Below are 14497 nucleotides of genomic sequence, written 5' to 3'. Positions count from 1 at the left end.
TCAACAACCGGATCAAGGTAATCAAGCGACAAGGGTATGGGTTTACCAACATTACTAACTTCAGAGCCAGATTATTAGCAGCTTTCTGGCCTTAGTAATCCTTGATCACCATAAGTCCAGGAGAGCCGTCTCGCTTCTCTTCGGGGAAGTGGAATTAATGGAAAGCTGGCGATCCTAGCTTTGCGCTCGGCGGAGCTCAAGACAGTTTCTCGCTTCTCTTCGGGGAAGTGGAATTAATGGAAAGAACTACTACCGGAATCGCTGAAACCGGTAGTAGTTGCTCGCTTCTCTTCGGGGAAGTGGAATTAATGGAAAGTTTCATCTCGGTACGCTGGTAGACAACGAGTCCGCTCGCTTCTCTTCGGGGAAGTGGAATTAATGGAAAACCCGCCTGATGAGTCGGGGCCGAAACCGTTTAGGTCGCGCTCGCTTCTCTTCGGGGAAGTGGAATTAATGGAAAACCTATCCAGGACCGGTTGTGGAGGCAGCCAGGCTGCTCCCTCGCTTCTCTTCGGGGAAGTGGAATTAATGGAAAACCACTTCCTATTGATCACGTTTCTGCTCTCGGAGTCCAGTTAGCTCGCTTCTCTTCGGGGAAGTGGAATTAATGGAAAATGCACCAACTTGGCGGGTAACAACCCGATTCCAGGTACTCGCTTCTCTTCGGGGAAGTGGAATTAATGGAAAATGGCCCTGGGTCTGGACTACCAGTTCGTACAGATGCTTGCTCGCTTCTCTTCGGGGAAGTGGAATTAATGGAAACGTTGTGCTAGCGTAGTTTTGCTGTTTTTAGGGAGAACTCGCTTCTCTTCGGGGAAGTGGAATTAATGGAAACCTCTTCCAGGAGATCCTGATCCAGGCTTATATTGGTTCTCGCTTCTCTTCGGGGAAGTGGAATTAATGGAAACCTGTAGTTTTCACCCCACCGGTCGCAGAGTGTGCCACTCGCTTCTCTTCGGGGAAGTGGAATTAATGGAAACTCCTCCAGCTCGGAGTAGTAGTCCTTTTCCCTCGCGCTCGCTTCTCTTCGGGGAAGTGGAATTAATGGAAACTATTTATCCTTGCCATTGGATTATGACTAATACCTAACTCGCTTCTCTTCGGGGAAGTGGAATTAATGGAAACTTCTCCCTGTCTGGATAGAGTCTTCCAGTTCAGAGTGCTCGCTTCTCTTCGGGGAAGTGGAATTAATGGAAACTATCTAAGTCAATCATTATTACTTGTAAAAGCTGTTCTCGCTTCTCTTCGGGGAAGTGGAATTAATGGAAACCCTGCCCTCTTGTTCAGAGAGAATCTTCTCTCTAGTCTCTCGCTTCTCTTCGGGGAAGTGGAATTAATGGAAACTCCCACGTGTGGGAGCCTAGCCTATACTTATTCGAGCCTCGCTTCTCTTCGGGGAAGTGGAATTAATGGAAACTTCTCGTTCCGTGTTACGGTTCTCGTTGGGTTGTTTACTTGGCTCGCTTCTCTTCGGGGAAGTGGAATTAATGGAAACACTTTAAGGGATTTGATTAGGTATATATTAAATACGGTTTATCTCGCTTCTCTTCGGGGAAGTGGAATTAATGGAAACTCCAGCGGGGCATTCAGCCCCGCTTTGGCAACCTTGGCCGCCTCGCTTCTCTTCGGGGAAGTGGAATTAATGGAAACACTTCGCTTAAGCCCGTATCAAGCTTAAGTGAAGCCTCGCTTCTCTTCGGGGAAGTGGAATTAATGGAAACTCAGGCAACTGAGAGACAAGTAGGTATTTGTTATTAAACTCGCTTCTCTTCGGGGAAGTGGAATTAATGGAAACGATATGAAGCATGTGCAAGGCTTTGGAAGCCATAACTCGCTTCTCTTCGGGGAAGTGGAATTAATGGAAACCTTGTAGCAAACCGACAACAGTAGAGTAAGCACCCAACTCGCTTCTCTTCGGGGAAGTGGAATTAATGGAAACTAGAAGGGCAGGGATTGTGCGGTCACTCTCCGCCCGCTCGCTTCTCTTCGGGGAAGTGGAATTAATGGAAACTAGATTGGACGCTCTATGCGCCACCACAAGCCGCCTCTCGCTTCTCTTCGGGGAAGTGGAATTAATGGAAACTTGCGGGTCAACTTGAGAGCGAAGTATCAACCAATCCAGCTCGCTTCTCTTCGGGGAAGTGGAATTAATGGAAACGACTTTGCACTTTCTGCCAGCCGGTTGACGCCATGTCTCACTCGCTTCTCTTCGGGGAAGTGGAATTAATGGAAACTCTACTAAACTTTCTCAAATAGCTTTAATAGATCACAAACTCGCTTCTCTTCGGGGAAGTGGAATTAATGGAAACCGGGGTTATCCCCAGGCAACTGTCTCCGCACATACTCGCTTCTCTTCGGGGAAGTGGAATTAATGGAAACTTGGGGGCCAACCCAAGGTTGCGTAAACTTCACGTACCTCTCGCTTCTCTTCGGGGAAGTGGAATTAATGGAAACAACAATTCCCTAACTTCCAGGGAGGATAGGGAATAGTCACTCGCTTCTCTTCGGGGAAGTGGAATTAATGGAAACCCGGTTTGGATGTCCGGGAGCAGCTCTGAATAATACTCGCTTCTCTTCGGGGAAGTGGAATTAATGGAAACTTCCCGCTGGAAAGATTCCCACGCTCCGACAAAACCGCGATCGGCCGGCTCGCTTCTCTTCGGGGAAGTGGAATTAATGGAAACACTCAGGAATCGAATCTTCGAGGGCTTTTTTGTCTCTCTCGCTTCTCTTCGGGGAAGTGGAATTAATGGAAACCTTCGAGGGCTTTTTTGTCTCTCCGAAGGCTCAGAAGTGCTCGCTTCTCTTCGGGGAAGTGGAATTAATGGAAACGACCTTGACCTGCGCCACGATGTCTAGCGCGTCCAGCTCGCTTCTCTTCGGGGAAGTGGAATTAATGGAAACCAAGCGTGCCTGTGTTATATGCTCAATTTCTTGAGCTCGCTTCTCTTCGGGGAAGTGGAATTAATGGAAACACTGTAACTTGTGCGAGAACTTCCATTTCACAAAGACTCGCTTCTCTTCGGGGAAGTGGAATTAATGGAAACGAAATCCACAGCCGTGACTAAACACGTTAAAAGCGCGCTCGCTTCTCTTCGGGGAAGTGGAATTAATGGAAACTCCAAGATGGCAATCAAGTCTGATAGTATGGGTAAACTATATTACTCGCTTCTCTTCGGGGAAGTGGAATTAATGGAAACTCTGGAGCGCAAGGCACATGACATGTCCACTCTCTCCTCGCTTCTCTTCGGGGAAGTGGAATTAATGGAAACAGCGATAAGCAGAATAAATCAGTGAAACCTTGTGCACTCGCTTCTCTTCGGGGAAGTGGAATTAATGGAAACAGATGAAGAGAAAGCTTCCGGTATTTTTGGCTTTTACTTCTCGCTTCTCTTCGGGGAAGTGGAATTAATGGAAACTGATCAACGATCTGAACACGGAGACCGAGAATGGATTCTCCTCGCTTCTCTTCGGGGAAGTGGAATTAATGGAAACACTCGCCACTCTTCGTATTGACTCTGATACTCGGTACTCGCTTCTCTTCGGGGAAGTGGAATTAATGGAAACCCACAACTGGGAAGAGATCCTTAGCGTATTTGTAGATTCTCGCTTCTCTTCGGGGAAGTGGAATTAATGGAAACTTAGCTCTGCAAGGACTTCGTTACTGAAATGAGGAAAACTCGCTTCTCTTCGGGGAAGTGGAATTAATGGAAACCGGTAACCTTCCCGATCCGATGATTCCCCCCAATAGCTCGCTTCTCTTCGGGGAAGTGGAATTAATGGAAACCTCCCTGACCCAACTTCTCGGGGCCGCTGTAACCTCTCGCTTCTCTTCGGGGAAGTGGAATTAATGGAAACCCGCTTATTACGCCACGGCAGAGCGGCCGACACTTCTTTAACCACTCGCTTCTCTTCGGGGAAGTGGAATTAATGGAAACCCTTGATGCTCTACGCTCTAGCTCGTCTTCCGGTCTCGCTTCTCTTCGGGGAAGTGGAATTAATGGAAACAGACTGAGCTCCACACACATGCCATGCTACATTCGATCCGCTCGCTTCTCTTCGGGGAAGTGGAATTAATGGAAACAACCCCCATAGGGATTAAATCCTATGGGGTTTTTATTTTTCTCGCTTCTCTTCGGGGAAGTGGAATTAATGGAAACAGCGTCCAACTGATCGTTTTGATGTCCAGATAGATTTCTCGCTTCTCTTCGGGGAAGTGGAATTAATGGAAACAACTTCAGCGATCACACTCAGCTCCTCTACATGGTAGCCTCGCTTCTCTTCGGGGAAGTGGAATTAATGGAAACTTTTGCTTCTTGATCTTGATATCTTGCTTTTTGATCTTCTCGCTTCTCTTCGGGGAAGTGGAATTAATGGAAACTTCGAGTGCCGCTAAGGCGGTTTGCCTGCACAGCCTCGCTTCTCTTCGGGGAAGTGGAATTAATGGAAACCAAAATGAAACTCAATTACCTGCCCTGGTGGGAGTGCTCGCTTCTCTTCGGGGAAGTGGAATTAATGGAAACGCGATAACCGTTCTCTTCGTCTTCGTCCCCCCAGTACTCGCTTCTCTTCGGGGAAGTGGAATTAATGGAAACTACCATAGCTGGAATGGGGTTCTTGAACTGTTTATTAATCTCGCTTCTCTTCGGGGAAGTGGAATTAATGGAAACCCCATGTTGGGGATAAGTCCTCTCCAAAGATATAAGGACACTCGCTTCTCTTCGGGGAAGTGGAATTAATGGAAACGTACCAAGTCGGTAGCGGTTCGAACGTGCCAGGTACGGCTCGCTTCTCTTCGGGGAAGTGGAATTAATGGAAACTGAAGTAATCGTCCTCTGCTTGCTCTAAGGCTGCTACTCGCTTCTCTTCGGGGAAGTGGAATTAATGGAAACTCAGAGATGAAACCTTCGGCCCAGGTCTTGGCCTCCTCGCTTCTCTTCGGGGAAGTGGAATTAATGGAAACGGATCTCCCAATTAAGACCTGCAAAGTGAGTTACGTGCTCGCTTCTCTTCGGGGAAGTGGAATTAATGGAAACCCTTCACCACACTTCCTCCAGACCTAGCTCGAACTGCTCTTGCCTCGCTTCTCTTCGGGGAAGTGGAATTAATGGAAACACAGCAAGGCGGACTTCGCCTGTTCGACAAAATCTGCTCGCTTCTCTTCGGGGAAGTGGAATTAATGGAAACCTCGCTAAGTGCTCGCTTCTCTTGGCGCACTCTCTGCTCGCTTCTCTTCGGGGAAGTGGAATTAATGGAAACCTTAGCTTTTCTTTGGTATCCCAAGAATGAGTGCCACTCGCTTCTCTTCGGGGAAGTGGAATTAATGGAAACTTGACAACCGCCAAAGTCCAACCCGCCACTTTTCCTCGCTTCTCTTCGGGGAAGTGGAATTAATGGAAACAATTCCGCTTGTTTCGCTGATCCAAATTACCAACCCGTCTCGCTTCTCTTCGGGGAAGTGGAATTAATGGAAACAGGCAAGAAAAGCGCGACTTACAGGCATCTCTACCCCAACTCGCTTCTCTTCGGGGAAGTGGAATTAATGGAAACCTTTTTCTCCTCTACTAAGGGAGAGCGTGATCAATCCTCTCGCTTCTCTTCGGGGAAGTGGAATTAATGGAAACGGGAGCTAGCCCTGGTAATGCTACAACGACTGTGTCACTTCTCGCTTCTCTTCGGGGAAGTGGAATTAATGGAAACAATTTAGCTTCACTACTGCCATCTTCATTCTCCTTCAGGCTCGCTTCTCTTCGGGGAAGTGGAATTAATGGAAACCACGGGGTAGGGACATGATTAGGTTAGATCACGATGACATCTCGCTTCTCTTCGGGGAAGTGGAATTAATGGAAACTCTATACCAAGTGCTGATAGAATACTTTGATTGTCGTAGGCTCGCTTCTCTTCGGGGAAGTGGAATTAATGGAAACTTGTTGTTTGAGCCACTGGTAGAACTCTTCTTCGTCCCTCGCTTCTCTTCGGGGAAGTGGAATTAATGGAAACAGTTGGTGTTAGTCAAGGTGCACTTCAATCGTCTTACTCGCTTCTCTTCGGGGAAGTGGAATTAATGGAAACATTACTTCCTGCGTTGTGGTTATAGCCATTTCTCTCTCCTCGCTTCTCTTCGGGGAAGTGGAATTAATGGAAACTATTACCAGTACTAATACGGCTAGTGGCGCAAGTCCGGGCTCGCTTCTCTTCGGGGAAGTGGAATTAATGGAAACATAAAAAAACCCTGCTGTGAAGCAGGGTTAGGTGGCTCGCTTCTCTTCGGGGAAGTGGAATTAATGGAAAATTGCCTGCACGGATGCAGTCTTGCAGCTCAGAATACTCGCTTCTCTTCGGGGAAGTGGAATTAATGGAAAACGGGCAAAGACGAAATAAGGGCTTTTTTCTCTTGCCCTCGCTTCTCTTCGGGGAAGTGGAATTAATGGAAAAGTGACAACAGCCCCTTGTCTAAGAAGTCTTTGGCTTTAGACAGACTCGCTTCTCTTCGGGGAAGTGGAATTAATGGAAAAGACAGGTCCGGTAGCTCCAATGGTGACAGTAGCTCAAACCTCGCTTCTCTTCGGGGAAGTGGAATTAATGGAAAACGCACAGGGTACCTAGAGGCGTCTCGTTGCGTCCACTCGCTTCTCTTCGGGGAAGTGGAATTAATGGAAAATCGATATGGAGCGAATGTAGAGCTTTAGATGCTCTCTCGCTTCTCTTCGGGGAAGTGGAATTAATGGAAAACGCTATTTATTGGTATCACCGGAAGGTAATCCGATTAACCTTCTCGCTTCTCTTCGGGGAAGTGGAATTAATGGAAAAGATACTCGATCGTCTTAGGTGCGGGCAAGGCTGCCTGCTCGCTTCTCTTCGGGGAAGTGGAATTAATGGAAAAACGTAGGGTCAAAATGGCTCTACTGGATTTAATTTGTGCTCGCTTCTCTTCGGGGAAGTGGAATTAATGGAAAATGTGAGCTGGGAAGCTCCGAGATAGAACGATATTTCCTTCTCGCTTCTCTTCGGGGAAGTGGAATTAATGGAAAATTGAATAAAATTGTTTGTCCACTGGAGTGCCTCTTCTCGCTTCTCTTCGGGGAAGTGGAATTAATGGAAAATCTTAAGTGATTAAGGGAGCGTGTGACTAGAGAAGAGAATCTCGCTTCTCTTCGGGGAAGTGGAATTAATGGAAAATACAGGATGCCCAGTGGCTCCTCTCTCTTTCCTGTTCTCGCTTCTCTTCGGGGAAGTGGAATTAATGGAAAATGGAGTTCATTATAATAACCGTGGGCTGGCAGTGCCCTCGCTTCTCTTCGGGGAAGTGGAATTAATGGAAACGCCCTAGAGGCGGGACGATCTTTCGTCCCGTCCGAACTCGCTTCTCTTCGGGGAAGTGGAATTAATGGAAACATTGTTCGGGCTGGAGGCAAACTCGCCTCTAACCCCTCGCTTCTCTTCGGGGAAGTGGAATTAATGGAAACAAACTCAATTACTTGGCTTGGTGGAAGCGAGTTTTCTACTCGCTTCTCTTCGGGGAAGTGGAATTAATGGAAACAGCTGCCTTCTGCGGGAAGGCAAGTCTCAATGTTGGCCTCGCTTCTCTTCGGGGAAGTGGAATTAATGGAAACCTTTTTTGTTGAACTTGGCTCGTTTCCGTTCGGCTTCTCGCTTCTCTTCGGGGAAGTGGAATTAATGGAAACGTGGTACTCGATTACGCGGGCTGGGGGCAAACTCGCCCTCGCTTCTCTTCGGGGAAGTGGAATTAATGGAAACTTTGCACTCCTGAATAAAGTCGGCTGTCCATTGTTGCTCGCTTCTCTTCGGGGAAGTGGAATTAATGGAAACGGTAAACATATCCATCCGGTATCATCCGGTAAGTATAAACTCGCTTCTCTTCGGGGAAGTGGAATTAATGGAAACTCGTCTGCTGAATTAAAGCGCTTTTGAAAGCGCTTTGCTCGCTTCTCTTCGGGGAAGTGGAATTAATGGAAACGATTAGTTCCATGCTACCCCAGTACTTAATGGCTGCCCTCGCTTCTCTTCGGGGAAGTGGAATTAATGGAAACCTGAGCCGTCTCTGCGCTTTTTCTCCGCTTGCGCGAACTCGCTTCTCTTCGGGGAAGTGGAATTAATGGAAACACAGTTGGCCCAAAGGGTCGACAACTTTCCGTCCCGTCTCGCTTCTCTTCGGGGAAGTGGAATTAATGGAAACTTTTCTTCTGGCGAATTTGGAGCAGAGCTTGTTTAGCCTCTCGCTTCTCTTCGGGGAAGTGGAATTAATGGAAACCTATTCGGCCATGATCCACTGGCGCCACAGCACACAAGCTCGCTTCTCTTCGGGGAAGTGGAATTAATGGAAACTACAATCTTCGCTGCCCGAAAATAAAACAATTGAGTTTCTCGCTTCTCTTCGGGGAAGTGGAATTAATGGAAACGCCTAGAATAGGCACTAATCTTGCCTGAGTGATCCGCTCGCTTCTCTTCGGGGAAGTGGAATTAATGGAAACAGTTTTTCCTGTAGCTGTCCATAACTGCTAAAGGGGAACTCGCTTCTCTTCGGGGAAGTGGAATTAATGGAAACTGTGAGTGAGAATTTGTCGACTACACTTTTGCTCAATGACTCGCTTCTCTTCGGGGAAGTGGAATTAATGGAAACACGAACGAGAGCGGTGAGGGGCTTAAGCTGGGCGACTCGCTTCTCTTCGGGGAAGTGGAATTAATGGAAACAGCAACCTATCAAGCCGTGAACACAAAAGCTCAAAATCCTCGCTTCTCTTCGGGGAAGTGGAATTAATGGAAACCCCCACGGCAGGGTTTTTTTATGCACCACGTACACGCTCGCTTCTCTTCGGGGAAGTGGAATTAATGGAAACTGCGTTCGGAAAACGCTCTTGAAACCGCTTCACGCGCCTCGCTTCTCTTCGGGGAAGTGGAATTAATGGAAACCCCAACAAGTTGCTGCTACAGGTGGCAAGTGCTTCCTGACTGCTCGCTTCTCTTCGGGGAAGTGGAATTAATGGAAACCACTGAGGAGGGGTTGACCGCTACGGCTAACCGTACCATCTCGCTTCTCTTCGGGGAAGTGGAATTAATGGAAACCAATCCATTGGGTATGGTCAGGGCCAGTGATTTTCCTCGCTTCTCTTCGGGGAAGTGGAATTAATGGAAACATATATACCCCCTACCGTAGGGGACACATTCTGTTTCGTACTCGCTTCTCTTCGGGGAAGTGGAATTAATGGAAACACAACTTCTGGCTAGCCTCGTCACACGGCAAGTTACTCGCTTCTCTTCGGGGAAGTGGAATTAATGGAAACAACCTGCGACGGAACCGTCTTTCCCTACAGCCTTTCTCTCGCTTCTCTTCGGGGAAGTGGAATTAATGGAAACTAATTGCCCTAGTGGTGGGACGATCTTCCGCCCTACTCGCTTCTCTTCGGGGAAGTGGAATTAATGGAAACATTCTGCCAGCATCCGTCAAGCGCAAAATCGCAAGCTCTCGCTTCTCTTCGGGGAAGTGGAATTAATGGAAACTAATTGCCCTAGTGGTGGGACGATCTTCCGCCCTACTCGCTTCTCTTCGGGGAAGTGGAATTAATGGAAACCTGGGCTTCGGGGATGGTGGGGAAACGCTTCTGGACTCGCTTCTCTTCGGGGAAGTGGAATTAATGGAAACTAATAGGCCGCCACAATCTCCTCCTCTGGGATCGGCTCGCTTCTCTTCGGGGAAGTGGAATTAATGGAAACAATTAGGTTAGTAACCTTTGCGAAGGTTACCACCCACTGGACCTCGCTTCTCTTCGGGGAAGTGGAATTAATGGAAACGTTCCACCGCTGGTCGGGGAGCAAAATACCACTCGGCTCGCTTCTCTTCGGGGAAGTGGAATTAATGGAAACCCCATACCTCGGAGAATTGTGTATGCGTTGGCCTGATGCAGCGATTAAAAAACGGGCAAAAGAAGTCTTGGCGGAATACAAGCTGACCCCAGAGCAAATTTTGCAGGGAGGTACCAGGGGACAGATAAACCAACTGCGACGGGATCCCTCACACTATATGCGGTTTGGCCCCTGGTGGCCGCGGGTGCGGGCTTTGCTGCTCAAGTACCAGGGGGAGGATGCCTCCTTTTGTGCCGATTGGGGTGGGGATCCCGATTTTTTGGCCCACTACACCTATGGAGATGATTTCCTGGATTGGGTAGCCGCGTTTGAATACCTTGACCGAGATGGGGATCTGTGGGATCGGGCGGACAAACCCCACTCGATTACCCTGCCAGATGGATCCCGTGCGTTGTACTCGCCTGGGGTTGGGTTAATCGACGATTAGCAGTTTTTCTCTTCTCTCCTCTCTTTTCTCGTTCCGAGGGTGTGCCATGGGCAAAGTCTTTACGTTGGTAGGGATCCCTTATGTGAGCATGGGAATGTACCGGTTAAAGCCGTTGGCATTCTAGAGAAGCGGATTGGAGGCATTGTGCCTGTAGAGGATCCCAAACCAGGGCGGCAACGCAAAAATCCAGCTTGAAATCCTTATTGAGGGTCAGGGATCCTGAGCAGGGCCCGGCTCTTGGACCATACCAGCAACGAATGGATCCCGATCCAGAGACTTGTCCAAAGCCAATTATCCAGCCAAATCTTACCCAACACCGGCAGAGTCAAACCATGGGTACCTCCCAAACCTAGTCCTGCCAGAAAGATTAAAATCTGAAAACCAATAAACCCCACAATCAACATCAACGGGATCCAAAGGTAGTTGCGCCACAGTTTGTCGGGGGTAAAAAGCGGGCGATAACTGGCGGCTAGAGTAACACTCAAGGTGGAGATGCCCAAAACAATGCCCCAGCCAAACGAGTCGAGAGTGCGGGGATAGTTGTGGAGAAGATAGCCAAAGATTTGATTGGATAGCCAAATCATTAGGGTGCTGATAATAGCCTTTTGCCGACTGAGGGTGGTTCCTGTGAGGATGCCAATGGTAACAAAGGGTAGGGTGCAAGTGTAGGTGATGCTACCCAAGCATCCCACTGTAGTCAGCAGACTTGGCCAGAATCTGCCATAAGCCATTTGTTGGCAGGATTGCAGCCAAATGGGGGTGGGGATGTGGGTTCTTCTTTGGGATTGAGATATAAAAGTTGTGGAAGATTGTAGGCTGGTCATGGTTTAGTTTCCGGGGAAAAGGTGGGCTTTGAGAGGGCATTGATCAATCACATGTTCCTGGACAATGCGCTTGGCAATTTCGGGAGTTACGCGCGTATACCAGGTGCGATCACCGGAGTAGAAGACCACAGGGCCGCGCTGACAAACTTCTAGGCAACCGGAGGTGATCACCTTGACGTTGAGCTGAGCAGCTTGAACAGCAGATTCTAGAGCTGTGACGATGGGCTGGTAGCAGCGGGAAGGATTGCAGCGGCTAGATCGACAGACTGAAAGATAAGGGCGCTTGAGCGGGTTATCATCATACGGGATCCGCTTTTTTCCCTCTACATAGATTTGTCGTATCTCCTCATACAAAGAGAGTTTTTGGTAATCAGCTTTCCCTTCCGGGAGATAATCCTCATCTGAGCCTAGAAAGGGACTGGGCAGAAAGATTTGCATCAACGATTCACCTGCCCCATTCCAAAACTGGATCCCCCACATGCGGGGTTTGCCATCCGGGTTAAGGCGCTGATAGAGAGCTGCGCGACTGACAAGACGTTTTTTTCTCAGTTCCGGTGGTGTTTTGTTGTGAGGGCCGCCTTGATGTTCTTCCAAACACAAGTGCAGATGCCAAGTCTCGGTGGCCACAGTTAAATAGCCATCGTAGAGCACACAAAGAGCAGGGGGAGCCTTAAAGGACAACTCCAGCACTCCTCCCTCCACCACGTGACCCAATTGCACATCAGCCCAGTGCTCCTGAACCAGGTTGTAAAGCAATGGCCCAAGGCTATCAATATGGGTCGGGATCCCTTCGTAGGCAAGTGTCCAACCGTTGGCAGAAGCCTCCTGCCACGATTGATGCAGTGGCTGAATCCAGGGAGAAAATGGGCTCATGAATTTGACTCCTCTCCCTTAATTTCCTGGGGTACCTGTTGAACAAGTTGAACAAACTTAGAATGCTCAGGAGACTGGATCCCTTGTTGTAGCACTTCTAAGACGCGTGTCATCTGTTGGTTAAGAAGCGCCTGTCTATCCAGCCATAAGCCTGGGAAGGTGGCACATTTTAGGATCCCGTTTTCGTCAGGTTCCAGAGAACTATAACTTCCCGCTTGCAGGGTAAACCAATCTAATCCTCCCTCCAAGGTGCGCCAAACAATGTACTCTCGCACTTGATTGCGGCGATAAACCTCTTTCTTTTCATGTAAATCCAGCGAAGCAGAACTGGCGGCAATCTCAACAATCAATTCAGGGCTGCCCTCAATATAATCATCCTCGGAAATCATGGCTTGTTGACCGGGCACAAACAAAACAATATCCGGCTGAAGCTCATTCTTGGCATCCATCCGCACAGTCGGATTGTCAGCAAGAACAAGACCAGGAAGGCTAATTTTGTAGACTCCTAACCAGATCAGTAAATTAGCGTGTGGCTCACCATGGCTTCTAACTCGCAACGGGGATCCCATATAAACCACTCCTTCCACCAGTTCTGCTTTTTTGAGATCCGGCATGGCTTCATAGCGCCGCTCAAATTCAGCACGACTGAGATGGTCGCCACTTTCTAGCGGTGGGATCCGGGTTGGTGTGGATAACATCGCTCTGACCTCAGATGGAGGGTTGGCATGGGCTCCGGTGATTTCATCCTAAACTTGAGCCAGCGGCGGGATGCGGGCAATCACCCCTCGTTTGAGGGGGCGCTCTGCCCAAGGCAGGATGCCATCGGGTTTGGCAAGGTAGAGCTGAGCGGTTGCCAAGATCGCCTCCGTATCCTTCGGATCCAAATCTCCAAAGACATAAGTGGTTTTATCGGGTGCGGCCAGGCCGATAACACAGGCATGGCTACAGCCGCTCATGCATTCGACCGGTTGCAGATAGAGGCGGGGATCCCGTGGCTTGGATTGAAGGGTGTTAAGCAGGGTTTCCCCTTGGCTGGTGCCCTGCCGTGTGCCGTTGACCCATTGGGATCCACAGGTAGTGCACACCAGCAGGTAATGGGGTTTGGCAGTACCGGGTTCTAGAGGTTGGGATTGGGCTTGTGTCATCATGGCTTGTCTTGGGCTAAAGGGTTGAATGAAAGGAACTGAGGCTGGGATCCGTCCCATGCGGTAGCGGTAAAAATCAAGCCTCTAAAACTGTCCCCGCAGATTGACTCGGATGGTTTGTCCGATGCCGGGATAGCCGGGGAAGACTTCAATACTGCTGGTTCAGCAGGTTATCGACCCCGACATCCAACGCCAGAGTCTCGGAAAGGGGGATCCCACCCCTCAAAGCTAAAGTGGTATAGCCGGGCAGGTAGCGCAAGGCTTCTTGAGCCGTTCTGGCCCCCTGTTCACGAATTTGCTGAAGGGTAACCACATAAACCGGGCGGGAAGAGTCTCGCAGAAGCCCTGGACGGCGAAACGGGCTGGTCACCGGCTGGTTGAGAATATCGGCGCTAATGCCTGTGTCCAGAATGTCAGTCTCTAAAGATTGAACCGGCTGAGTAAGTCCCCTGAGAGCTAGCAGGGATCCCCAGAGACAAAGACCCCAGCCCAAAGCCGAGGGCACAAAAGTTTTCATCAATCAAGTGTCCTTTTCCGTGCGACGCGGAACTAAAGGTCAGGCACAAGTTGATAGGCGGGCATTCTGACTGAGGGAACCCCCCTTGTTCAACAAGAGCGGAGTCCCATCACAGCTGCGGCACAGCGCCGGATTCCCACCGGACTTTCCCCTTTACTCACCGTGGCTGATCCCCACAGTGACCTATCTGTGAATCTGCATCATAGCGCTAAACATTTAGGATCCCAATCCATGCCAGGGGGATATTCACCAGAACCTTACCAGAACTTTAGGGACTCACTTTAACAACGAAAATCTCTTCATCCGGCATTTGCAGAACCCGTTGCCCGGCTGCTGCTAACTCCTCTCTCGGCAAATCTCGATAGGTCGCTAAAAACTCTGGCAAAACCCGAAATTCCACCTGCCTACCACTTTCTTTATGAATGACAAGGCTGCGCATTTCCTCAACGGAGCCGACTTCCACTAAGCTCAAGTTCATCTTGCCCAAACTGGCCCCCGTACCGGCATGCAAGCCGTCCACAATTGAAGTGAATTGGATCTCTCTGGGGGATTCATGAATCACCTCTACGGCAAAGCGATTCATAGAGGTGTGGGGAGTAGGACTCATCAGCCCTAACTCCTCGAGGGCGCGTAGCCCCATTCGATGTCACCCGTGATGCGAGTCTTCAATCTATTCTTGAACCGTGGCAGCACGGACATTTTGAGCAAAAGCGTTGCATCCTGACATAATACTTTACACTTTAGGGTCTCCAGTCATACGAGTCATCCAAACCACAAAATTACTTTCCTGACGGATAATCAGTTGAATATATCTCAACTTGTCTAACAA

The 14497-nt window shown here is 49.1% G+C and carries 8 protein-coding genes, 1 CRISPR repeat array and 1 riboswitch; of the genes, 2 read left to right on the top strand and 6 right to left on the bottom strand.

Features of this window, described 5'->3' with window-relative positions:
* Positions 1 to 11: 11 nt before the first annotated feature.
* Together JX360_RS17920 and JX360_RS08950 are read left to right on the top strand one after the other, a co-directional pair.
* Complete coding sequence (locus JX360_RS17920; RefSeq protein ID WP_425244331.1) at positions 12 to 95, top strand: hypothetical protein; 84 nt, start codon at positions 12 to 14, stop codon at positions 93 to 95.
* Between the two features lie 34 nt (positions 96 to 129).
* Positions 130 to 9882: a CRISPR direct-repeat array (repeat unit 36 nt; unit sequence CTCGCTTCTCTTCGGGGAAGTGGAATTAATGGAAAC).
* A 22-nt stretch (positions 9883 to 9904) separates the two neighbouring features.
* A complete protein-coding gene (locus tag JX360_RS08950) occupies positions 9905 to 10309 on the top strand; it encodes a hypothetical protein (protein ID WP_244350309.1) in 405 nt (134 codons plus the stop codon).
* Positions 10310 to 10509: 200 nt separating this feature from the next.
* Here JX360_RS08950 and JX360_RS08945 read toward each other — a convergent pair whose 3' ends face one another.
* The 6 genes from JX360_RS08945 to JX360_RS08920 form a co-directional block, all read right to left on the bottom strand.
* Complete coding sequence (locus tag JX360_RS08945) at positions 10510 to 10992, bottom strand: hypothetical protein (protein ID WP_244350308.1); 483 nt, start codon at positions 10990 to 10992, stop codon at positions 10510 to 10512.
* Positions 10993 to 11136: 144 nt separating this feature from the next.
* Positions 11137 to 12006 (bottom strand): (2Fe-2S) ferredoxin domain-containing protein, encoded by an 870-nt coding sequence (locus JX360_RS08940; RefSeq protein ID WP_244350307.1) that lies wholly within the window; start codon positions 12004 to 12006, stop codon positions 11137 to 11139.
* Positions 12003 to 12704: a Uma2 family endonuclease gene (locus tag JX360_RS08935; protein WP_244350306.1), complete on the bottom strand. Its 702-nt coding sequence runs from the start codon at positions 12702 to 12704 to the stop codon at positions 12003 to 12005. Before JX360_RS08935 ends, JX360_RS08940 begins: the two co-directional genes overlap by 4 nt.
* A gap of 48 nt (positions 12705 to 12752) precedes the next feature.
* A complete protein-coding gene (locus tag JX360_RS08930) occupies positions 12753 to 13211 on the bottom strand; it encodes a DUF1636 family protein (protein WP_244350305.1) in 459 nt (152 codons plus the stop codon).
* Between the two features lie 88 nt (positions 13212 to 13299).
* Complete coding sequence (locus tag JX360_RS08925; RefSeq protein WP_244350304.1) at positions 13300 to 13668, bottom strand: TonB-dependent receptor plug domain-containing protein; 369 nt, start codon at positions 13666 to 13668, stop codon at positions 13300 to 13302.
* 39 nt (positions 13669 to 13707) lie between these two features.
* Positions 13708 to 13870, bottom strand: a riboswitch (cobalamin riboswitch).
* A gap of 66 nt (positions 13871 to 13936) precedes the next feature.
* Positions 13937 to 14308, bottom strand: coding sequence for an FmdE family protein (locus tag JX360_RS08920; protein ID WP_279611370.1), 372 nt, complete (start codon positions 14306 to 14308; stop codon positions 13937 to 13939).
* Between the last annotated feature and the right edge of the window lie 189 nt (positions 14309 to 14497).

The organism is Thermostichus vulcanus str. 'Rupite' (genome assembly GCF_022848905.1).
Lineage (GTDB): Bacteria > Cyanobacteriota > Cyanobacteriia > Thermostichales > Thermostichaceae > Thermostichus > Thermostichus vulcanus_A.
Note: the sequence above shows the minus strand (reverse complement) of the source record. Positions and strands in the feature narration are given on the sequence as shown.

Bases quoted from the DNA above. Each gene is read 5' to 3' on its own strand.
- JX360_RS08940 (WP_244350307.1), bottom strand. From the start codon at position 12,006: ATGAGCCCATTTTCTCCCTGGATTCAGCCACTGCATCAATCGTGGCAG.
- JX360_RS08950 (WP_244350309.1), top strand. From the start codon at position 9,905: ATGCGTTGGCCTGATGCAGCGATTAAAAAACGGGCAAAAGAAGTCTTG.
- JX360_RS08920 (WP_279611370.1), bottom strand. From the start codon at position 14,308: ATGGGGCTACGCGCCCTCGAGGAGTTAGGGCTGATGAGTCCTACTCCC.
- JX360_RS08925 (WP_244350304.1), bottom strand. From the start codon at position 13,668: ATGAAAACTTTTGTGCCCTCGGCTTTGGGCTGGGGTCTTTGTCTCTGG.
- JX360_RS08930 (WP_244350305.1), bottom strand. From the start codon at position 13,211: ATGGGACGGATCCCAGCCTCAGTTCCTTTCATTCAACCCTTTAGCCCA.
- JX360_RS08935 (WP_244350306.1), bottom strand. From the start codon at position 12,704: ATGTTATCCACACCAACCCGGATCCCACCGCTAGAAAGTGGCGACCAT.